This is a genomic window from Streptomyces sp. KR55 (assembly GCF_052245645.1).
GTDB classification, from domain to species: domain Bacteria; phylum Actinomycetota; class Actinomycetes; order Streptomycetales; family Streptomycetaceae; genus Streptomyces; species Streptomyces flavusporus.
In genome coordinates this window covers 1-22,221 of sequence record NZ_JBQQCE010000124.1, presented here as the reverse complement: position 1 = coordinate 22,221, position 22,221 = coordinate 1, and the positions used below count along the sequence as shown (strand labels likewise).

Annotated in this window: 14 protein-coding genes, 1 tRNA gene, 1 other RNA gene and 3 pseudogenes; 16 read left to right on the top strand and 3 right to left on the bottom strand. The window is 70.7% G+C overall.

The window, feature by feature from the left end; all coding sequences use genetic code 11:
• From ACTWQJ_RS19770 to ACTWQJ_RS19735, 8 genes and pseudogenes are all read left to right on the top strand, one after another.
• Positions 1–422, top strand: a pseudogene (locus ACTWQJ_RS19770) (copper-binding protein); the annotation flags it as partial.
• A gap of 228 nt (positions 423–650) precedes the next feature.
• A complete protein-coding gene (locus ACTWQJ_RS19765) occupies positions 651–1,961 on the top strand; it encodes an ABC transporter substrate-binding protein (protein WP_443307946.1) in 1,311 nt (436 codons plus the stop codon).
• A complete protein-coding gene (locus tag ACTWQJ_RS19760; protein WP_443307945.1) occupies positions 1,958–2,941 on the top strand; it encodes a carbohydrate ABC transporter permease in 984 nt (327 codons plus the stop codon). Before ACTWQJ_RS19765 ends, ACTWQJ_RS19760 begins: the two co-directional genes overlap by 4 nt.
• Complete coding sequence (locus tag ACTWQJ_RS19755; protein WP_224733680.1) at positions 2,938–3,825, top strand: carbohydrate ABC transporter permease; 888 nt, start codon at positions 2,938–2,940, stop codon at positions 3,823–3,825. The genes ACTWQJ_RS19760 and ACTWQJ_RS19755 overlap by 4 nt, the downstream gene beginning before the upstream one ends.
• 27 nt (positions 3,826–3,852) lie before the next feature.
• On the top strand, positions 3,853–5,166 hold the full coding sequence (locus ACTWQJ_RS19750) for a glycoside hydrolase family 36 protein (RefSeq protein WP_443307944.1): 1,314 nt from the start codon (positions 3,853–3,855) through the stop codon (positions 5,164–5,166).
• Positions 5,163–7,178, top strand: a complete 2,016-nt coding sequence (locus tag ACTWQJ_RS19745; protein WP_443307943.1) for a beta-galactosidase — start codon at positions 5,163–5,165, stop codon at positions 7,176–7,178. Before ACTWQJ_RS19750 ends, ACTWQJ_RS19745 begins: the two co-directional genes overlap by 4 nt.
• Before the next feature lie 91 nt (positions 7,179–7,269).
• Positions 7,270–8,064 carry an Fpg/Nei family DNA glycosylase gene (locus tag ACTWQJ_RS19740; protein WP_443307942.1) on the top strand — a complete coding sequence of 265 codons (795 nt, stop codon included), beginning with the start codon at positions 7,270–7,272 and terminating at the stop codon, positions 8,062–8,064.
• A gap of 91 nt (positions 8,065–8,155) precedes the next feature.
• Positions 8,156–8,344, top strand: a pseudogene (locus tag ACTWQJ_RS19735) (AzlD domain-containing protein); the annotation flags it as partial.
• A gap of 22 nt (positions 8,345–8,366) precedes the next feature.
• Here ACTWQJ_RS19735 and ACTWQJ_RS19730 read toward each other — a convergent pair.
• Entirely contained in the window at positions 8,367–10,787 is a 2,421-nt protein-coding gene (locus ACTWQJ_RS19730; protein ID WP_443307941.1) for a helicase-associated domain-containing protein, read from the bottom strand.
• A gap of 202 nt (positions 10,788–10,989) precedes the next feature.
• Between ACTWQJ_RS19730 and ACTWQJ_RS19725 the strand changes: the two genes are divergently transcribed.
• From ACTWQJ_RS19725 to ACTWQJ_RS19710, 4 genes are all read left to right on the top strand, one after another.
• Positions 10,990–11,685 carry a hypothetical protein gene (locus tag ACTWQJ_RS19725; protein ID WP_443307940.1) on the top strand — a complete coding sequence of 232 codons (696 nt, stop codon included), beginning with the start codon at positions 10,990–10,992 and terminating at the stop codon, positions 11,683–11,685.
• A 100-nt stretch (positions 11,686–11,785) separates the two neighbouring features.
• Positions 11,786–11,980 carry a hypothetical protein gene (locus ACTWQJ_RS19720; protein WP_443307939.1) on the top strand — a complete coding sequence of 65 codons (195 nt, stop codon included), beginning with the start codon at positions 11,786–11,788 and terminating at the stop codon, positions 11,978–11,980.
• Between the two features lie 542 nt (positions 11,981–12,522).
• Positions 12,523–14,220, top strand: a complete 1,698-nt coding sequence (locus tag ACTWQJ_RS19715; RefSeq protein WP_443307938.1) for a stealth family protein — start codon at positions 12,523–12,525, stop codon at positions 14,218–14,220.
• Between the two features lie 29 nt (positions 14,221–14,249).
• A complete protein-coding gene (locus ACTWQJ_RS19710) occupies positions 14,250–16,070 on the top strand; it encodes a stealth conserved region 3 domain-containing protein (RefSeq protein ID WP_443307937.1) in 1,821 nt (606 codons plus the stop codon).
• 42 nt (positions 16,071–16,112) lie between these two features.
• Here the strand turns inward: ACTWQJ_RS19710 and ACTWQJ_RS19705 are convergent, their stop codons facing one another.
• Entirely contained in the window at positions 16,113–16,304 is a 192-nt protein-coding gene (locus ACTWQJ_RS19705; RefSeq protein WP_443307936.1) for a hypothetical protein, read from the bottom strand.
• Positions 16,305–16,601: 297 nt separating this feature from the next.
• Positions 16,602–16,686 (bottom strand) — tRNA-Ser (locus ACTWQJ_RS19700).
• A 72-nt stretch (positions 16,687–16,758) separates the two neighbouring features.
• On the opposite strand from ACTWQJ_RS19700, the gene ffs reads away from it, so the two are divergent.
• From ffs to ACTWQJ_RS19680, 4 genes and pseudogenes are all read left to right on the top strand, one after another.
• An RNA gene (ffs, locus tag ACTWQJ_RS19695) (signal recognition particle sRNA small type) lies at positions 16,759–16,857 on the top strand.
• Positions 16,858–16,926: 69 nt separating this feature from the next.
• Positions 16,927–19,269, top strand: a complete 2,343-nt coding sequence (locus tag ACTWQJ_RS19690; RefSeq protein WP_443307935.1) for a DNA polymerase III subunit gamma and tau — start codon at positions 16,927–16,929, stop codon at positions 19,267–19,269.
• Positions 19,270–19,434: 165 nt separating this feature from the next.
• A complete protein-coding gene (gene purD, locus ACTWQJ_RS19685) occupies positions 19,435–20,685 on the top strand; it encodes a phosphoribosylamine--glycine ligase (RefSeq protein ID WP_443307934.1) in 1,251 nt (416 codons plus the stop codon).
• 294 nt (positions 20,686–20,979) lie between these two features.
• A pseudogene (locus ACTWQJ_RS19680) lies at positions 20,980–22,221 on the top strand (hypothetical protein); the annotation flags it as partial.

Below are 22,221 nucleotides of genomic sequence, written 5' to 3'. Positions count from 1 at the left end.
CCACGCTCCTCACGGTCACCCTGCCGGGCCGGGCCGCGAGCGAGAGTGCCGCTGCGCAGGCGGCCCCGGCAGGCGGGGCGGCCGCCGCGTCCAGCACGGTGGTCCCCTTCGACGTCGGCACGCCGAATGGGCGGGGCAGGGTGCAGGTCGAGCTCTCCCCCGGCCACGTGGGCCGGAACCAGCTGCAGGCCGTGGTCTTCGGCTCCGACGGTGGCCTCTCCACCGTTCCCGAACTGCGGATGACGTTCACCCTGCGCGCGCAGGACGTCGGCCCGATCGACGCCCGGCTGGAGGACCGCGGCGGCTACTGGGCGACGGACACGCTCCGGCTCCCCCTGGCGGGCACCTGGACGATGCGGATCACCGTCCGGACCACGGAGATCGACCAGGTCACGGTGGAGAAGGACGTCCGCGTCGGCTAGGACAGGCCTGAGGCCCTGACCGGTTGTGTTGGTTTCTGTGATGGCCTGTGCGTGATCGCTGGGGCATACGGGTGTGACGGTTACGTTTCAACAAAGAGTGACGTCCACCCTTGACGTATGACCGGACATGCGGCTGTTATTACGCCACCCTCGTGTTCGGTCAGGTTGTTTTCTGATTGGTTTCGACCAATTTTCGGACCGGACCCTGTGCCCCCCTCAGGAGCCGCTATGCACACAACTCCCTCCGGTCTCACGCTCCCTGGCCCGAGCCGCCGCACCCTGCTGCGCGGCGTCGGCGGCGCCGCCGTTCTCGGCGCCGGCATACCCCTGCTCAGCGCCTGCGGCGGCAGCGGCACGGCAGCCGACCCGAAGACGGTCACCCTGGGCTCCAAGGCGTCCGACCCGGTGCCGAAGAAGGCGTTCGCCGACATCTACGCGGCCTACAAGAAGAAGTCCGGCATCACGGTCGACGTGAACACCAAGGACTCGAACACCTTCCAGGAGCAGATCAACTCCTACCTCCAGGGCACGCCGGACGACGTGTTCACCTGGTTCGCCGGGTACCGGATGCAGTTCTTCGCGGCCAAGGGCCTCACCACCCCGATCGACGACGTGTGGCAGAAGATCAGCGGCAACTTCCCCGAGGCGATGCAGAAGCTCAGCAAGGGTGAGGACGGCAAGTTCTACTTCGTGCCGCTCTACACGTACCCCTGGGCCGTCTTCTACCGGAAGAGCGTCTTCGCGGAGAAGGGCTACGAAGTCCCCACCACCTGGGACGACTTCATCGCCCTGTGCAAGCAGATGCAGAAGGACAACCTGGTCCCGATCGCCTTCGGCGACAAGGACGCCTGGCCCGCGCTCGGCACCTTCGACCAGATCAACTTCCGTAAGAACGGCTATGACTTCCACGTCGACCTGATGGCCGGCAAGGCCTCCTGGACCGACGCCAAGGTGCGCGCCGCCTTCGACCTGTGGGCCGAGATCCTCCCCTACCACCAGGAGGGTGCCATCGGCCGCACCTGGCAGGACGCGGCCCAGACGCTGGTGTCGAAGAAGGCCGGCATGTACCTCATGGGCACCTTCGTGGCCCAGCAGTTCACGAACCCGGACGACCTCGAGGACCTCGACTTCTTCGCCTTCCCGGAGATCGACCCGGCGTACGGCCAGGACACCGTCGAGGCGCCGACCGACGGCTTCATGATGAGCAAGAACCCGAAGAACAAGGCCGAGGCGGTCAAGCTCCTGGAGTACCTGGGCACCCCGGAGGCCGAGGACATCTACCTGAAGTCCGACCCGAGCGTGGTCCACGCCTCCACCAAGGCCGACACCTCGTCGTACAGCGCCCTGCAGAAGAAGGCGTACGACATGATCGGCGGCGCCAAGAGCCTCACCCAGTTCATGGACCGCGACAGCCGGCCGGACTTCACCTCCACGGTGATGCAGCCCGCACTGCAGAAGTTCATCCGCGATCCCAAGGGCGTCGACAGCCTGCTGTCCTCGATCGAGCGCCAGAAGAAGACGATCTTCGCCTCCTCATGAGCACCGACATCACCAAGGAGATCCCGGAGGCGGCCGCCGTGCCGCCTCCGGGCGCTGCCCCCGCCAAGCAGAAGAAGGTGCCCCAGGGGCACCGCCGCCTGCTCACCCGCCGCGACCGGCTCACGCTGGGCGTGATGGCGACCCTGCCGACGATCCTGCACATCGCCCTGGTGTGGGTCACGGCCCTCGCCTCGATCGCGCTTGCGTTCACCACCTGGGACGGCATCGGCTTCGACTCGATCCAGTGGGTCGGGCTGCAGAACTTCAAGGAACTGTTCGAGCAGAACCCGCAGTTCTGGCCCGCCGTGCAGCACAACGTCATCTGGTTCGTCGTGCTGATCGTGATCCCGACGCCGCTCGGTCTCTTCCTGGCCGTGCAGCTGGACAAGAAGATCCGGTTCAGCCGTGTCTACCAGACCGCGTTCTTCCTGCCGGTCGTGCTGTCCATGGCCGTCATCGGTTTCGTCTGGCAGCTCGTCTACAACCCCGACACGGGCCTGATCAACAGCATCATCGGGGCCAACGAGCCCGGCAAGTACATCGACTGGATCGGCGACCCGGACCTCAACCTGTGGGCGATCCTCGTCGCCGCCTCCTGGCGGCACACCGGCTACATGATGATCCTCTACCTGGCCGGCCTGAAGGGCGTCGACCCGTCCCTGCGCGAGGCCTCCGCGATCGACGGTGCCAACGAGTGGCAGACGTTCAAGAACGTCGTCTTCCCGACCCTGCGCCCCACCAACACCATCGTCCTGGTCGTCACGATCATCGAAGCGCTGCGCGCGTTCGACCTCGTCTACGTCTTCAACGGCGGTGCCGAGGGCACCGAGCTGCTGTCCATCCTCGTGACCAACAACATCGTCGGTGAGTCGAGCCGTATCGGATACGGATCCGCGATCGCGGTCGTGCTGCTGCTGATCTCCCTCGTCGTGATCATTCCTTACCTGGTGAGCACCTTCCGGAAGGAGCGGCGAGCATGAGCACCGCGACTGTTGCCGTGAAGAAACGCACGCCGGTCCGCCCCGCCCGGCTCCTGCTGCATGTCGTCCTCGGCAGCATGGCGCTGGCCTGGCTGGCGCCGCTGGTGTGGGCGATCTACGCGGCCCTGCGCCCGTACGCCGAGACCAGCGAGAAGGGCTATGTGTCCCTCCCGGACACGCTGAACTTCGACAACTTCACCAACGCGTTCACGCAGTCGGACATGACGCACTACTTCGTGAACACGCTGCTGATCGCCGTCCCGGCCGTCCTGGTGACCCTGTTCCTGTCGTCGATGGTGGCGTTCTACGTCGCCCGCTTCGACTTCCGGATCAACCTGGCGCTGCTGCTGCTCTTCACGGCCGGCAACCTGCTGCCGCAGCAGGTCATCATCACGCCGCTGTACCGCCTGTACCTGCTCATCGACCTGCCCGGCATCACGATGAGCGGCAAGCTGTACGACTCCGCCCTCGGCCTGGTGCTGATCCACGTGGCGTTCCAGTCCGGCTTCTGCGCCTTCGTGCTGAGCAACTACATGCGCTCCCTGCCGCACGAGCTGACCGAGGCCGCGCTGGTCGACGGTGCCTCGGTGTGGCGGCTGTACTGGCAGATCACCCTGCCCCTGTGCCGTCCGGCGATGGCCGCCCTGGCGACGTTGCTGTCCATCTGGATCTACAACGACTTCTTCTGGGCCCTCGTCCTGATCTCCACCGGCGAGAACATGCCGATCACCTCGGCGCTGAACAACCTCTCCGGCCAGTACTTCACCGACCCCAACCTGGTCGCCGCCGGCGCCCTGCTCACCGCGATCCCGACGCTGATCGTCTACTTCCTGCTCCAGCGGCAGTTCGTCAGCGGCCTCACGCTCGGCGCCAACAAGGGCTGACGCCCGCCTTTTCGAAAGAGAACCACCGTGCCCCACCCCTTCACGCCGCTCACCTCCGTGCCCGTGGACGTCAGCACCGCCCGCGTCCACGAGGAGGGCTGGCAGTCCTGGAGCCCCAGCGGCGCCTACGCCCTCGGCGACAAGCCGTACCGCCCGACCAACGACAACTGGGCGACGGTCTGCTACCGCCCCGGCCACACCGTCCCGGACGACACCTTCCAGGGCGAGGGCCTGCTCGCCCTCGACCCCGGGGACGGCTCCCCGGTCCGCCTGTGGGCGGCGGCCGACCCGACCCGCGAGGTGCCGTCGATCCGGCTGGTCGTGAGGGACGGCACCGCGGAGGTGAGCGCGAACGGCCCGGTGAAGGAGTGGACGGGCGCGGACATCCAGTCGACGCTGGCGGACTGGGCCTTGGGGCTCGGCCTCGAAGCCCCTCGCACCGCACCCACCGTCTGGTGCTCCTGGTACGAGTACTTCACCGCCGTCACCGAGGACGACATCCACGAGAACCTCCGTGCGATGGACACCCTCGACCTGCCCATCGACGCCGTCCAGATCGACGACGGCTACCAGAAGGCCCTCGGCGACTGGCTCACCCTCTCCGGCCGCTTCCGCTCCCGCGCCGGCATCGCGGACGCCATCCGCGCCCGGGGCCGCCGGGCGGGCATCTGGACGGCGCCGTTCCTGGTCGACCCGGCGAGCGAACTGGCCGCCGAGCACCCCGACTGGCTCGTACGGTCCTCCGACGGCGCCCCGCTGCACGCAGGCCGCAACTGGGGCCACGACCTGTACGTCCTCGACACCACCCACCCGGACGCGGCGGCGTACCTGACCGAGGTCTTCACGACCCTGCGCTCCGAGGGCTACGACTACTTCAAGGTCGACTTCCTCTACGCGGGCGCCCTGGAGGGCGTACGGCACACGTCGGTGGACGCGCTCACCGCGTACCGCTCCGGGATCGAGCTGATCCGCGAGGCGATCGGCCCGGACGCGTATCTGCTGGGCTGCGGCGCGCCGATGCTGGCGTCGATCGGCCTGTTCGACGCGATGCGGGTCAGCCCGGACACCGCACCCCACCGCCGCCCCGAGGCCGACGACTACAGCCAGCCCGGCCAGGACCCCGCCGAGTTCACCGGCGTCGGACGCCAGTGGCAGCACGGCCGCCTCTGGATCAACGACCCCGACTGCCTGATGGCCCGCCCGGCCGTGGAGACCCGCGAACGCTGGGCCGCGCACGTCGAGGCGACCGGCGGCCTGATGGCCTCCAGCGACCGCCTGCTGTCGCTGGACGAGTGGGGCGTGGCCACAACGCGCCGTCTGCTGGGCGGTGTTGCCCGATGAAGCGCGTACTGAACGTCCCCGGTATCGCCTACGGCGGTGACTACAACCCCGAGCAGTGGCCCGAGGAGATCTGGGCCGAAGACATGCGCCTGATGCGCGAGGCCGGGGTCACCATGGTCAGCGTCGGCATCTTCTCCTGGGCGCTGCTGGAGCCGGCCGAGGGGGAGTACGACTTCTCCCGCATGGACAGGATCCTCGCCCTGCTCCAGGAGAACGGCATCGCCGCCGACCTGGCCACCCCGACGGCCGCGCCGCCGGCCTGGTTCTTCCGCGCCCACCCCGAGGCGCTCCCGGTGGACAGGGACGGCCGCAGACTGTCGTACGGCAGCCGCCAGACGTTCTGCCCGAGCAGCCCGGCGTACCGCAGGGCGGCCCTGCGGATCACCCGCGCCCTGGCCGACCGCTACGCCGACCACCCGGCGGTGGCGATGTGGCACGTCCACAACGAGTACGGCTGCCACAACGCGGAGTGCTACTGCGACACGAGCGCGGCGGCGTTCAGGGTCTGGCTGCGCAACCGCTACGGGGACCTGGCTGCCCTGAACCACGCCTGGGGCACCACCTTCTGGAGCCAGTGGTACTACGACTGGGACGAGATCCTGCCGCCCCGCGCCACCGGAGCCGTCCCCAATCCGACGCACCAGCTGGACTGGCGCCGCTTCTGCTCCGACGAGCTGCTGTCGCTCTGCACCGCCGAGCGGGACGTGCTGCGGGAGGCGGCCCCCTCGATCCCCGCCACCACCAACTTCATGGTGATGCAGAACTTCGACGCGCTGGACTACTGGCGCTGGGCGCCCGAGCTGGACGTCGTCTCCAACGACCACTACCTGATGTCCACCGACCCCGAGTCGGAGATCGACATCGCGCTCAGCGGCGACCTGATGCGCTCGCTGGCGGGCGGCCCGTGGCTGCTGATGGAGCACTCGACGGGCGCGGTCAACTGGCAGCCCGTCAACCGCGCCAAGCGCCCCGGTGAGCTGCGCCGCAATGCGCTGGCTCACGTCGCGCGCGGCGCGGACGGCATCGCGTACTTCCAGTGGCGGGCGGCGAAAGCGGGCGCCGAGCAGTGGCACTCGGCGATGCTGCCGCACACCGGCACCGACAGCCGGATCTGGCAGGACGTCGTCCAACTGGGCGCGGATCTGCAGGCGCTGTCGGAAGTCCGCGGCAGCACCGGCACCGCCGAGGTGGCCATCGTCTGGGACTGGAACGCCCGCTGGGCCCTGGAACTGCCCTCCCAGCCGAACGGCGAACTCCGCTTCCAGGACCTGGTGCGGGACTGGTACGAGCCGCTGTGGCGCGCGGGCATCGCCGTCGACTTCGTCCGCCCGGACGCGGACCTGTCGTCGTACCGCCTGGTCCTGGCCCCGAACCTGTACCTGGTCGACGACACGGGCGCCGCGAACCTCACCGCCTTCGCCCGCCGCGGCGGCACCCTCGCGGTCGGCTTCCACAGCGGCGCGGTCGACGAGAACTGCCACGTACGCCTGGGCGGCTACCCCGGCGCGTTCCGCGAGGCGCTCGGCGTCCGCAGCGACGAACTCTTCCCGCTCCTCCCGGAAGAGACGGTCGGCCTGACCGGCGAGGTGGCGCCGGGCGCGACCGGGACCCTGTGGTCGGAGCGGGTGCGCACCGAAGGCGCCCAGGTCGTGGCCTCGTACACGGACGGCCCCCTGACCGGCCGCCCGGCGGTGACCCGCCACACCTTCGGCGAGGGCACGACGTGGTACCTGGCCACCCGCCCCGACCCGGCGACCCTCGGTTCGCTGCTCGACCGCATCCGCTCGGAAGCGGGCGTGGCGCCGGTCCGCACGACACCGGACGGAATCGAGGCGGTGCTGCGCCGCGGCCCGGACGCCGACTACCTCTTCCTGATCGACCACACGGGCCGGGGCGCGGAGGTCTCCGTGTCGGCAACGGCGACGGAACTGCTCACCGGCAAGCCGGCCGAGGACGGTTCGGTCACGGTCCCAGCGGGGGGCGTGGCGGTGGTACGGGAGCCGCGAGAGTAGCCCCTGACACCGGGAACACATTGCCTGGAGGGAGCCACCATGGAGGTGAGCGTGCTCACCGTGCCCGGCCGACTGCTGGGGGGCTCCCTCCATGCCCGAGCTGCCAGACGTCGAGGCATTCCGGAAAGTGTTCGAGTCCTGCGCGCTGCGCAGGGTCGTCCAACGCGTCGACGTGCGTGACGCCGGCGTACTGCACCGGGTGAGCGCGCGGGGGCTGCGCGACGCGCTCGAGGGCCGGCGGTTCACCGACCTCGAGCGCCACGGCAAGTGGCTCCTCGCCCGCACCGGCGGCGGCCACACCCTCATGCTGCACTTCGGCATGACCGGTCGACTGGTCTGCGGCCATCCCGACGACCCCGCCGAACCCCACGACCGCGTCCTGTTCACCCTGGGCCGCGACCGTCAGCTCCGCTACCGCGACCAACGCAAGCTCCAGGGCCTCTGGCTGGCCGACGATTCCGAGGTCGCACGGTTGCTGGCCCGCCAGGGCCCCGACGCGATGGCGGTGGACCGCAAGGAGTTCGAGGCCGCGCTGTGCTCCCGCCGCGGCACCCTCAAGACCGCCCTCACCGATCAGTCCGTGCTGGCCGGACTCGGCAATCTGCTCGCCGACGAGATCCTCTGGCGCGCGCGACTGCGCCCCACCAGCCGGGCGAGCGATCTCAGCGAGGCCGACCGTCGGCGCCTGTACACACAGATGCGCCGCACCCTGCGCTCCTCGGTCACGGCCGGCTGCGTACCACCGTATGACTCCTGGCTCACCGGCCACCGCGACGATCCCGACCCGCACTGCCCACGCTGCGGCACCCCTCTGCGCCGGTCCCGCCTGGCAGGCCGGACCACGATGTGGTGCCCGCAGTGCCAGCCACTCAGCCGTCAGCCTTGATCTTCTTCATGGTGAGGTGGGACTCGAGGCGATGAACCGCGGCCAGGCCCATGAGCTTCTCGGTGACGAAGGCTTCGTAGGCGGCGTGGTCGGCGACATGGTGATCCTGGTCGTCTACTGCCTGCGCGACCTGCCGTTGCCGGAGCCGCGCGCCGTCGCCCCGCTGGCTGCCCTGGCCGTCACCGTCGGCCTGCACCTGTGGCGCCGCAACGCCCTCCTGAGCATCCTCGGCGGCACCGCCGTCCACGTGCTCCTGGCGAGTACGGCCTTCGCGCACTGAGCCCGAACGACCGGGGCGGGGGCTACACGGGCATGACACCGTGAATGCGGGAGAGTGTGAAGACGCGGTCGTCGTTGCGCAGGTGGCACCAGGCATACAGGTAGGGCGCGTCGAGTTCGAGCTCGCTGAGGGTGCGCACGGTGCGGCTGCCCGAGGCGGCGACGTACTCGATGGTCACCTCCCGGCCCTCGTCGATGGCGTGGGCCAGCTGACGGACATCGGCGAGGGACAGCAGGCGCGCGCACCCGGCGACGATTTCCTCGGTGTCGCTGTCGAAGGGGATTCCGTTGCCAGGATCGGGCTGCGGGGTGCTCGGCGGGGCGGCCCGCAGCCTGGTGGCCAGGGCGCCCAGGTCGACGGTCGCCGGGACCTGCGGTGTGCGGGCGCTCGTGTTCCGCCTGCCCGCCGTGCCGCCCGGCAGGCGTGGCGGCGGGACCGGGCCGGCGGCGCGGGGGCGCCGGTTCTGCTCCACCCGTACGGTTCCGTCAGCGGTCTCGGCGACGGGGGCGTAGCCCGCGGCCCGGAGCGCGGCCAGAGTCTTCTCGAGCGGGGTCCGGCTGACCAGCACCGTGGGTGCCAGCTGCCGCAGGCCGAGGCGGGTGAGCTTCCGGTGGGCGGCGAGTTCGGCGAGGAGGGCGGGTTCTTCGCCGTGGATCACGCAGGCCGCGGAGGTGACGCGCATCCGGCCGTGGCTGCGCGCGGTGTCGTGGATCAGGTACGACAGCGGCTGGGGGAGGGCGCCGACGGCGACGGCGGCCAGGTCGGCCGCGATGGAGTCGGGAGTCCGGCCGGCGTCCAGGGCGCGGCGGACGGTGCTCGGGCTGAAGCGCCACACGGATGCCGTGCCGCCGGCTTCCCTGTCCGCGACGGCATCCAGCAGCGCGGCGAGGTGGGCGGACGGTGTGCCGGTGACGACGGCGGTGAGGTCGGCGCCGAAGCGGGCTGTCCTGGTGGCCGTCGGCAGCAGCCGCTGACAGGCCGCGGCGAGTGCTTCGGCGTCGTCGGTCTCGAGGGCGGCACCGATGGGGGACAGGGCACCCCGGGCGATGACGCCGAGCAGTTCCGCTTCGCGGACCAGGGTGGCGAAGGGTGCGGTGTCCTCGGGGAGTTGATCGGCGAGCGGGCGGTACCAGGAGACCAGCGGCCCCAGTTCCGCGGCGTTCTTCGCTCCCCGGCCCGCAGGAAGGTGCGTTGCGGCGGTGAGGAGCCCGTGCCGGGCCTGTACACAGCCGGAGCAGGGCGGTGCTCCGGCGAGTGCGGGAAGCGCCTTGCCGTCTTCGTCGCGGGCCCGGGCCGGGGTGAGCGGCAGCGTCCGCCAGGCCTGGAGAAGCACGGTGAGCTGCTCGGCAGGTTCTCGTTCCGCCCAGGCGTCGTAGCCTTCCGTCGCCGCGACCTGGTCGCCGTCCCGGGCCAGCAGCCCGGCGGCGTACGCCGTTTCCAGAACGAGACGTACCACGATGTCGTCGCACTGCGCTGCCCTGCCGATCCGGGACAGCTCACGTGCCCCGACCCCGCCGGACTTCAGCAGCTTCGGCGGAGCGGCCGAGCACGCCGCCAGCACCGAGGCGGCATGCGCGGCGAACGCCGTGGCCGCGGCTGCCGCCTCCCGGTCCACTTCTGCCGAGCCGACGGGCACCGTATGCACGACGGGCGGGACGGGCTCGAACGGGGCACGCCAGTCGGCTCCCCGCAGTGCGAGCGCCACCTCGGCCGGCATACGGGCGGCTCCGTACCGGTGACGGTCCTGGACCAGCAGTCCCCGCTCCAGCGCCCAGCGCGCACCCGGCCCGGAGTCGGCCTGCGGGGCCCCGAAGACGGTGAACTCCGGCCGGTCCGGCGCGTGACTCGCCCGCCGCTCAAGCAACTTCCGGGCGGCCGCGGGTGCCTGTGCCACCAGTGCGGCGATCCGTTCCGGGTCGCTGTGGTGATCCACCAGAGCCGCCAGCCGTTGCCGCTTGGTGCTGCCGGGCCGTTCGCCCAACGCCACCAGCATGGAGCGCAGTTCCTCGGAGGTCATGTCCGCCAGCAGCCGGGTCAGGGGCGCGTCCAGCCCCAGTGGTGCGTCCCACGCCTGCCGCAGCGGGGCCGCCATGTGCAGCAGGCCCTTGTCGTCCGGCCAGACCAGTGCGTGATCGGCCAGCGTGTCCAGCGCCGCGTCCAGCGCGCAGGCGCTCTCCTCGTCCGTGGCTCCCAGCAGCCGCGCCAGGCCGGCGCGCGGCACGGACGCCACGGCTGCCAGCGCCTCGGCCACCTGCAGATGCGGCAGCGCGAGCCGGGGCAGCACCAACGCCACCGACGCCGGGCGCTGCAGACGGTCCGCCAGTTCGCCGACCGATCGCGGCTCCGGCGGGGACACGACGTCCGCACGAGCCGCGAGAACCCGCTCCAGCCGTGGGGTGTCAAGACCGCGCAGCCATGCGGCCAGAGTCGATCCGCTGCGCATACCGATGCGAACACCTCACCGTGACAGAGCACCATTTGCTTTCCGGACCGGCGACGGTCCTGGCAGGGCACAAGGATGGCGCATCGAAGGACGGCGCGCGCCACACGGCAGCAGGATTCAACCGGAAGTGCAGCCGGGACAGTCTGAGTAGCCTGGAATGCGAACCGTAACCCTGGACCCTCAACGGGAAGCCGGAGTGACAGTGGCCGACCCCTTTGCGCCGCCGCCGGTGAACCCCGGCCAACCGTCATGGTCGCCGCTGGACGAGTACCTCTGGCACCCGTGTGACATCCTCGCCGATGTCCTCGAAGGGCAACTGGCCCGTCGACCGGTGGTGGCCACGACGGCGCGACTGCAACACGGCGATCGTGCACTCGCTGTCGGTCCGGGGCAGCGCCTGACCTGGCGAGCCCTCGGTGACGGTAGCTACAAACGCAGCAACATCATTGCCTTCGGCAGACCTGGCTTTGTGATCGGTGCCCTGGTGGGCGCTGTGCTCGGGGACTCCGCTCGCCGTCGTCGGGCAGCGCGTGCCGCTCAGCCGCGGTGGGTACCGGACGGGACGGGCGAAGTCACCCTCACCCTGCAGAAACTGCACTTCGCGAACGCTGCATGCGAACTCGACCTTGACTGGCGAGGGTTGAGCGCTGTCGAGCTCGTCACCGCTGATGTCTTCCAGACGAGCTTCGTCAACACCGGCGGTTCGCACACGACGGTTCGTGTGCGGACGCCGTGGGCGTCGCTTGCCTTCGCTCTTGCCGCGATCACCGCGTTCCCCGCCCATCCGCGTCTGCTCAGCCGTGGCTGGCTTCCTCCGGACTTCGAGCAACGATGCGCCCGCGCAGGCCGTCCCTGTCGTCCAGCGGCAGATCTCGCACTGCGGGGAAGGGGTACATAGCCGGGTCGGTGCCGGCGCCTCCTTCTGGTGGCTACCTCCCTCAGGTGAGCGCAGAGCGCACGTCGATACCATCGGCGAACCAACGACGGAGGGGGGTACCGTGCGCGTGATCAAGGTCGTCACGACGGTGCAGGAGTTCAATGCGCCTGAGGGGTTCGACTCGTGGACCGACGAGAGCCAGGCGAACTACCTGGCCGATCTCGAAGGCAAGGGAGGTTACAAGGCCCTCTCCCACAGTGAGAGCCTGTCGTACCCCGATCTGACGCAGAACGCCGCCGGTAGCGTCAACGCCTGAGCGAGTGCGTACTGAGAAAGCGTCTCCTCTTGGCCTTGGCTGCCTGGTCCGCCATGTCGTGGAACGATTTCCTGCAACCCCGTCCTCATCGGCATCGGCGGACTGAGGGCCTCGTCGGCGACTGACTGCAACCCCACGGGAACTCAACCCCGCTCATGCCTTCTGCCAGGCGCTGAGCAGTTCCTCGGGGCCGTACGCCGCCTGGAGCCCGGAACAGCCGATCCCGCGCGGCCAGGTCGTGGTTGTCGAACGCGGAGTTCTCCAGCCACTTGACCGAGCCGAAAGGGACTCCGTCGAACGGCGTGGGGTCAGGGGTGGTCGGCGGGGCGGCCAACCGGGACCTGACCAGAGCCGGGGCGTGGCGACGCGCATCTCTCAAGATCGGAAAGGCGACAGCTCCATATCACGCCCAGCTGTGGGTCTGCTGCGCGGACGGCCCTTCGTTCGTTAATTCTCGGAGAACTCTTCTACAACCTTCCGTCGCATGCATCTGTCTGGCTAACGCAGGGATGTGTAGGGGTTCATGAAGAGGAGCTCAGAACGTGACCGTGCGTTCCTTTGCCCGGCGGATGCGACCGCGAGTCGAGCGGAAGGCCGCCGAGAGGGTGTGGCAGCTGCGTACCATGCGGCGGCGCCGCAGGGCAGCGGTCACGGACCCGGTGCTGCGCCCGGTGGCGGTGCGCGGCCAGCAGCTCTACGGACGGGTCGTGGCCCGGTTCAGCGCTGCTGAGGCGGCCGCCGCCAACCTCGGCCTGGTCGTCGCCGCGCTGGAGCGGGAAGGTATCCCCTACTTCCTCGTGCCGGCCTCCCGTACGCGCCACACGGTCGGCGTGAACGCCGTCGACCGGGAGCGCTTCCTCACCGCCCTCGAGGCGCAGAACGCGGGGAAGGCGGTGTTCATCGGCAGACCGCTGCCCGGCGGAAAGCTCAAGAATCCCGCACTGTTCATGGACGGTGTGCTGCCGACCCCGCTGCGTACGGCCCCCACGCTGCGGATCGGGGAGAACCACCTCGGGCCCTCCGGCCAGCTGCTCGCCGGGCCGGAGCTCGCCTGCGACGTCGAGTTCTGGGAGGACGGGGCACAGCTCCTCGCCTCCGACGACGGGCCTCGCCGACTGGCCAAGGTGCAGCCGCAGGCCTCCGAGGACATCTTCGCCGAGTCCCTCATCGCGCCGCGGAACAACGGCATCACCGACGTACTGCCGGCATCCGAGCAGAAGCCGGCCGCGGTGCGGGTCGGCGACCGGGAGCTGCCGAGCTTCGTCCCGCTCACCCTGCCGACCGTGAACGATGTGACCTTCCCCGTCGACGTCGTCTACACGTGGGTGGACGGCGAGGAGCCTCAGATGCGGGCCAAGCGGGCCCGGTACCAGGAGCACGGCATCGCCGAGATCCTGGACAAGGAGACCAACGCCTCCCGCTACACCAGCCATGACGAGCTGAAGTACTCGCTGCGCTCGCTCGCGATGTACGCCGACTTCGTCCGGCACATCTACATCGTGACCGACGGCCAGAAGCCGCACTGGCTCGACGACCGGGCCCCGGGGATCACGGTCGTCGACCACCGCGACATCTTCCCGCAGGATGTCCTGCCGGTGTTCAACTCCCACGCGATCGAGACCCGGCTGCACCACATCCCGGGCCTGTCGGAGCACTATCTGTACTTCAACGACGACGTGTTCGTCGGCCGCCGGGTCACCGCGGAGCACTTCTTCCACGGCAGTGGTCTGATGAAGATCCCGGTGTCCCCGCTCAAGATCGGCGTCGGCAAGCCGCACGCCGAGGAGACGGCCACCAACTCCGCCAGCAAGAACGTCCGTCGGCTGCTGCTGGAGAAGTTCGGGCGGATGACGACGAACAACTTCATGCACACCCCGCTGCCGCAGCAGCGAGGCACGCTGCAGGCGCTCGAGGAGCTGTTCGAGGAGGACGTCCGCCGCACCACGGCGTCCCGCTTCCGCTCGCCGCAGGACATCGCCATGACGGCCCCGCTGCTCTACCAGTACGCGCTGATGACCGGCCGCGGCGTGCCGGGGAAGTACAGCTTCCGGTATGTGAACATCAGCCGCCCCGACGCCGAAGCGCGCCTGCGCGATCTGCGCCGCAACCGCCGCTTCGACTTCTTCTGCCTCAACGACGTCGATGTGCCGCCCGAGGAGCGGGAGCAGGTCGGCGTCCGGATGAACGAGTTCCTGGAGGACTACTTCCCCTTCGCGAGCCCCTTCGAGAAGCAGAAGTAACGCGGGCTGGGGGCATGGACATGGGGGGCATGGACATCCGTCACCGCTTCGGAGCGCTTGGGGGCATGCGGGCCGCCCGGGACTTTCTGGTGCGCCTGAGGCTCTGGCTCTCGGCCCGGCTCTGGGCGCTGCGTGCGGTCCGGGCCCGACGGCGCCTGCGGGCCGCCGTCCCCGGACTGCGCCGGGTCACCTTCGGACCGATGCGGCTGTACGGCCGTACGGTCGCCGGCTACACCGCCGCGGACGCCGTGGAAGCCGATCTCGAGCGGGTGTGCAGCCTGCTGGAGGGGCTCGGCGTCCCGTACTTCCTGGTCCCCGCCGACCACGGGTACGGTGCGTCGCGGCAGGTCATCGGCATCGAGGAGACGTACCGCGGCGCGGTCCTCGCCCGGGCCGCCCAGCGCTTCGCCGGCACCGTCGGGTATGTCGGCGCCGTCGGACCGGACGGCGCCGTGACGAACGCGGCACTGTGGGCCGACGGGAAGCTGCCGCGGGCGCTGAGACGGGCCGCGGTGCTCCGCACCGGCGTGGTGCGCCTCGGCCCGGGAGGGCAGGTGCTCACCGGCCTCGAAACGGGGTGCGACCTCGAGTTCTGGCGGCACGGCCAGGACCTCGCCACCGCTGCCCCGGGCACGGATCCCTCCTGGCTCACCGTGCCCGGCAGCCGGTTGCCGGACGTCTTCGGCCCGGCGCTCGTCGCCCCGCGCCGCAACCCCGTGTCGGAAGTGCTCCCGGTGGCGGCGCAGCAGCCGGCCGCTGTGGTGTGCCGCCGCCGCAGCGTGCCGACGTTCGCCCCGTTCGCCGAGCCGGGCATCGACGAGGTGCGCTTCCCCGTCGACGCCGTGTACACCTGGGTCGACGGGGACGACCCGGCGATGGCCGCGAAGCGCCGTGCCCATCAGGACCTCTCCGACAACGTCATCGCCCCGCGCGAGACCGGCGCCTCCCGCTACACCAGCCACGACGAACTGAAGTACGCACTGCGCTCGCTGGAGATGTACGCCGGGTTCGTCCGGCACGTCTACCTGGTGACCGACTCCCAGATCCCCGCCTGGCTGGACCCGGACGCGGAGGGCCTGACCGTGGTCGACCACCGGGACATCCTCCCGGCCGACGCGCTCCCCGTCTTCAACTCGCACGCGATAGAGAGCCGACTGCACCACATCCCTGGCCTGTCGGAGCACTACCTCTACTTCAACGACGACGTCTTCATCAACCGCCCGGTACGGGCCGAGCACTTCTTCCACGGCAACGGCATCGCCCGGATCCCGCTGTCTCCGCTGAAACTCGGCGTCGGCATCCCGCACCCGCTGGAGCCGGCCCCGAACTCCGCCGGCAAGAACGCCCGCGAGGTGATCAGACGCTTCCACGGCAGACACATCACCAACAAGTCGCTGCACACCCCGCATCCCCAACTGCTGTCGGTCATGCGGGAGATGGAGAGCCTCGGCATCGAGGAACTGGAGCGGACCTCCTACTCGCGCTTCCGCTCCACCTCCGACGTGGCCCCGGCGTCCACACTCCACCACCACTGGGCGATCGCGACCGGCCGAGCCGTCCCCGCCGACTACCGCTTCCGCTACGTCCAACTGGGCACACCGGACATGCGCCGGCGTCTGGCCCGCCTCGCCACCGGGGAGGACATCGACTTCTTCTGCCTCAACGACGTGGACACCGCCCCGTCGGCCAGGGCGGCTGCCCAGGCCGCCATCCGTACCTTCCTGGAGCGCAAGTACCCGTTTCCGAGCCGCTTCGAGGGCGCGGCTCACACCACCTCGCGCCCGATCACGCCGCTCACGGCGAGCATCCCGCCGCAGCCGACGCGGGAGGAAGCACAGCTTCGCGATTGACGCTGCCCGTGTTGCAGCCTGCCGGTCAGTGCGAGGCATGCATCAGACCTGGGCGTAGAGGTTTGTCAGGTCGATCAGCTGGACGTCGGGATCCGCTTCGGCCACGGCGTGTGCCTTGTCGTTGAAGCCTGCTCCGCTGAAGCAGATGAGCCGGGTGCCGGTCGTGTCGTAGCGGCCGGCCTGCGCGACGAGGGCGCGGATGCGCCGGAGTCGGTCGATGTGGACCATGCCCATGGTGTCGTTCCATTTGGCCTCCCCTATGGCCAGGAGCGGCGGTTTGGCTCCGTCGGCGATGCCGAAGGCGGGCGCGGACGGCGATGCGCGACTGCAAGGGGCACGTGTTTGTTTCGCCGACCTGCGGCCCTCTCGGCGTTCGCCGCACCGCCGCGACCGTCCCCCTGATCCTCGGCGGACCTGGGAGCCGCCCGGCACGGGCCGAGAAGCCAACTGAGACGGAAAGTGAGCCGGACCACGAAGAAGGCCCCGACCGGTGAACGGTCGGGGCCTTTCATCTGCCCTGATGGGCGGCTGCGGAGGATACGAGATTCGAACTCGTGAGGGGTTGCCCCCAACACGCTTTCCAAGCGTGCGCCCTAGGCCTCTAGGCGAATCCTCCGCCGGAAACATTACATGACCGAGAGGAGTGCTCGCGAACTCGTTCCCGCACCTCAGCATCAGGTAGGCTGTGCAAAGCCCCTCACGCGGCGCTATCTGACTGAACTCCCCCAGGGCCGGAAGGCAGCAAGGGTAGGTTGGCTCTGGCGGGTGCGTGGGGGGCGCTTGCGTTGCCGGGCCGGGGGGCTCGCGGTTTCCTGGGCGGGGCCTGTTGTCAGTGGGCGCCTATAACCTCGTATGCGTGTCGTCTCTCGCGCTGTACCGCCGCTATCGCCCGGAGTCGTTCGCCGAGGTCATCGGGCAGGAGCATGTCACTGACCCGCTGCAGCAGGCGCTGCGGAACAACCGGGTCAATCACGCGTACCTGTTCAGCGGTCCGCGTGGGTGCGGCAAGACGACGAGCGCGCGGATCCTGGCGCGGTGTCTGAACTGTGAGCAAGGTCCTACGCCGACCCCCTGCGGGGAGTGCCAGTCGTGCCGGGATCTCGCGCGGACCGGGCCGGGATCCATCGACGTCATCGAGATCGACGCCGCCTCGCACGGTGGTGTCGATGATGCCCGTGAGCTGCGGGAAAAGGCCTTCTTCGGACCCGCGAGCAGCCGGTACAAGATCTACATCATCGACGAGGCCCACATGGTCACGTCGGCCGGCTTCAACGCGCTGCTCAAGGTCGTCGAGGAGCCGCCGGAGCATCTGAAGTTCATCTTCGCGACCACCGAACCCGAAAAGGTCATCGGGACGATTCGGTCGCGGACCCATCACTATCCGTTCCGGCTCGTGCCCCCCGGCACCCTTCGGGACTACCTCGCCGAGGTGTGTCAGAAGGAGAACATCCCCGTCGAGGACGGCGTGCTGCCGCTGGTGGTGCGTGCCGGTGCCGGGTCCGTGCGTGACTCCATGTCCGTCATGGACCAGCTGCTCGCGGGCGCCAGGGCGGAGGGTGTGACGTATGCCATGGCCACCTCGCTGCTGGGCTACACGGACGGGTCACTGCTCGACTCCGTCGTCGAGGCCTTCGCCACCGGGGACGGGGCGGCCGCCTTCGAGGTCGTGGACCGGATCATCGAGGGAGGCAATGATCCGCGGCGGTTCGTCGCCGACCTGCTGGAGCGGCTGCGGGACCTGGTGATCATCGCCGCCGTGCCGGACGCGGTGGACAAGGGGCTCATCGACGCTCCGGCCGACGTGCTGGAGCGGATGCAGGCCCAGGCAGGCACCTTCGGCCCCGCCGAGCTGAGCCGAGCAGCCGACACCGTCAACGAGGGGCTGACCGAGATGCGGGGAGCGACCTCCCCGCGCCTCCAGCTCGAGCTAATCTGCGCGCGCGTGCTGCTGCCGGCCGCGTACGGGGACGAGCGGTCCGTGATGGCCCGTCTTGATCGGCTGGAGCGCGGGGTGAACTTCTCGACGGGTGCCGGGGCGCCCGCCATGGAGTACGTGCCCGGGCCCGAGGTGCACGGGGGAGCGGCTGCGGGTGCGGCGATTCCGCCGGGCGGTGGCGTGGCTGCGGCTCGGGCTGCCGTACGGGGGGCCGGTGGCGGCCCTGGCGCGCCGGGTACCTCGGATGCGGCGGCTGGTCCCCCGCCCGGTGGGCCCCAGCAGGGCGGAGCGCCGGGAGGCTCGGGCGGGCCCGGGGAACGGCGCGTGGCCGCCGCTCAGGGTGCGCCGGGTGGTCAGGACCTTCCCGCCGGGCCCGCTCCTGCCGTGGGCGAGCCTGCCCAGCCCCCGGCTCCCGCACCAGCAGCCTCCGCACCCGGAGCCTGGCCCACCGCGGCCCCCGCGGGCAGTGGCCGACGGCCCGGCGGCTGGCCCACCGCGGCCCCCACGGGCGGCGGCGGCCGACCCGCGACGCCGCCCGGCGCCTCCCCGTCCGCGTCGCCGCCGCCTGCCATGCCTTCCGCGCCTGCCGCCCCGCCGGCTGCCTCACCGGCCCCGAGCGGCGGCCTCGACCCGCGCGCGCTCTGGCCCAACATCCTGGAGGCGGTCAAGAACCGCCGCCGCTTCACCTGGATCCTGCTCAGCCAGAACGCTCAGGTCGTCGGCTTCGACGGCACCACCCTCCAGCTCGGTTTCGTCAACGCCGGCGCCCGGGACAACTTCGCGAGCAGCGGCAGCGAGGACGTGCTGCGCCAGGCGCTGGGCGAGCAGTTCAACGTCAACTGGAAGATCGAGGCCATCGTCGACCCGTCGGGCGGCTCAGGCGCGCCGCCGGCCGGGGGCTTCAACGTCGGCGGGGGCTACGGCGGCGGTGCCACGGGCGGTCACAACAGTGCCGGTGCCGCCAGTGGCTACGGCAGCGGCGCTGCCACCGGTGCGTACGGCAGCGGTACGGTGGCCGCTCCGCAGCGCCCCGCACCCACCCAGGCCGCCACGTCCCCTGCACCGGCCCCGGCGACCCCGGCACCCGCTCCCGCCCCCTCGCCGCCCTCCGCCCCGGAGCCGCCGCCCTCCGCCCCCGTCGCCCCCGAGGACGACATCCCCGAGGACGACGATCCCGACCTCGACGAGTCGGCCCTCTCCGGCCAGGAACTGATCGTGCGGGAACTGGGCGCGACGGTGATGGAGGAGCTCTCGAACGAGTAGCGCAGGACCCCTTCCAGCAGGACCTCGTTCGAGCACGACTTCCTTCGAGCAGGCCTTCCTTCGAGTCGGCACAAGCCCTCCTTGGAGGAACCCACAAGCCGCCTCCCCCCACCCCTTCGGAAGCCCGCACAAGGACACCCCGCCGCCTGCCGTTAGGCTGACCCCGTGAAGGTCCTCGTCATCGGCAGCGGCGCCCGCGAACACGCCCTGTGCCGCTCCCTGTCCCTCGACCCCGCCGTCACCGCGCTGCACTGCGCCCCCGGCAACGCCGGCATCGCCGAGGTCGCCGAGCTGCACCCGGTCGACGCCCTGGACGGCGCGGCCGTATCCGCGCTGGCCGCACAGCTCGACGTCGGGCTGGTGGTCGTAGGCCCGGAGGCCCCGCTTGTCGCGGGGGTCGCCGACGCCGTGCGCGAGGCTGGTATCCCGGTGTTCGGCCCGTCCAGGGAGGCCGCGCAGCTGGAGGGGTCCAAGGCCTTCGCCAAGGACGTGATGGCCGCGGCCGGGGTTCCCACCGCCCGCTCGTATGTCTGTACGACGGAGGCGGAGGTCGACGAGGCGCTCGACGCGTTCGGCCCGCCGTACGTGGTCAAGGACGACGGTCTGGCCGCCGGCAAGGGCGTCGTCGTGACCGGTGACCTCGACGCGGCGAAGGCGCACGCGAACGCCTGTGAGCGCGTCGTCATCGAGGAGTTCCTCGACGGCCCTGAGGTCTCCCTCTTCGCGGTCACCGACGGCGAGGCGGTCGTCCCCCTCCAGCCCGCCCAGGACTTCAAGCGCGCGCTGGACAACGACGAGGGCCCGAACACCGGCGGCATGGGCGCGTACTCCCCGCTGCCGTGGGCGGACCCGAAGCTGGTCGACGAGGTCATGGAGACCGTCCTGCAGCCGACGGTCGACGAGATGCGGCGTCGCGGCACCCCGTTCTCCGGCCTCCTCTACGCCGGGCTGGCGATCACTTCCCGCGGTGTCCGCGTGATCGAGTTCAACGCCCGTTTCGGTGACCCCGAGACCCAGGTGGTGCTGGCCCGTCTGCAGACCCCGCTGGCCGGCGTCCTGCTGGCCGCCGCGAACGGCACCCTTGCCGACCTGGAACCCCTGCGCTGGAGCGACGACGCGGCCGTCACGGTCGTCGTCGCCTCCCACAACTATCCCGGCACCCCGCGCACCGGCGACCCGATCACCGGTCTCGACGAGGTGGCCGCGTACGACGCCCCGCACGCATACGTCCTGCACGCGGGTACCAAGCGCGACGGCGATTCCGTCGTCAGCGCGGGTGGTCGTGTCCTGTCCGTCACCGCGACGGGCGGTGACCTCACCGAGGCGCGGGAGCGGGCCTACCGGGCGGTCTCCCGCATCCGTCTGGACGGCTCCCAGCACCGTACGGACATCGCGGCGAAGGCGGCGGGCGCATAGCCCCGCCACCCGTACGACCCACCGCCTGACCAGGCACTTCGCAGGCCCCGGATGCCTCCCGCATCCGGGGCCTGATCCTTGCCCTCCGTCATTCACCTCTCCCCAGAGCCATTCCATCGAGTGACCGATGCCCTATCCGGCTGACGAGGGACGAGGCCCCAACTAGGGTGCGGCGCAAGCGTTCCGGCACTTGGCCCATCGACATTGCGATGTCAGTGGCGGGTGCCACAGTGGGGGAGTGAGCAACGCCAGGACAGCCAGGACGGGAGGGGGTGAGATCCGGTCGTGACCGGTATGGGTGTGGAGACGGGGGCGCAGGCCGCGCGCTCCCGGGCGCTGGCCGTGCTGCGGATCCGCAGCCGGGCGCTGGCCGTCGCCGTGCTGCCCGGGGCGGTCGCCGTGGTCCTGCTCGCGGGCGGTTCCACCGGCCATCTCGTCGGCCGCGGCTGGGACGTCGCCCGGTGGGCGGTGAGCGCGGTCGCGCTCCTCGTCCTGCTGGCCGCGGGCGGTTTCGCGCTGCTCGTCGCCCGGGCGCGGCCCGCGGTGAGTCCGACGGTGCCGATAGCCGAGGAGGCGGCCCCCGATCTGTACCGGTTGGTGCGCGACCTCGCCGACCGTCTCGACGTCCCCGCCCCGTCCGCGATAGCGCTCACCCCGGACTGCGACAGCTGGCTGGAGGACCGCACCCATCCGGCCCACGGTCCCCCGCACGCGCTCGGGGACACCGACGGGAGGTCGGGCACCGAGCGGCACGCCCAACGCCGTACGGACGCCGCCCCCGTCCTCGTCATCGGCTCCCCGTTCCTGTGGTGGATGCGTGTCGGGGAGCTGCGTGCGGTCCTGGCCCCGGTCGTCGCCGGTACGGGGCCTTCCGCGCACCCCGACATAGCCTCTGCCCGGCGCTTCGTCCGGGGTCTGGACGCGGCGGTGGCCGTCGTCTCGACGCCGGGCCGTGGTCCCGTGGTCCGCACGGTGTGCGCGGGCCTCGGCTGGGTGGCCCGCCTGCTGCTGCGCGGCTGCCAGGAGCACACGGCCCAGATGGAACGCGGGGTCGCCGCCGCGGCCGCCGAGCGTGCACAGGCTGTGGATTACGGGCTGCGGATCGTTGCGCAGGAACAGGTCGGGTTGGCGTACGCGGGTTGGGACCGCCTGCTCACCCGGGTCGCGCTGCCCGCCTGGCGGATGGGCCGCTGGCCCTCCCGGCTGGACGCGGGCGTCGTCGCGGCTCTCACCGAACTGTCCCGACGCGACCGCCTGGCCGAGGGCTTCGCCTCCCGACTGGGTGAGCGTCCCGCCTGCGACCTGCTCGAAGAGCCCGGCGCGATCGACGAGGCCGCCTCGCTGCTCGCCGCCCGCCTCTTCCACGGCGGGCCGGCCGAATCCGGCCCTGCCTGGTCGCCGGTGGACTGGCAGGAGTACCCGGACGAGGTCGTAGACCGCAAGTGGCGCACGGACGCGGCCCGCCTCCACCGCGTCCTGGACACCCTCGGAGGCCGCCGCGTCACCCGCGGCGCGGACAGCGGCCCAACCCTGTCC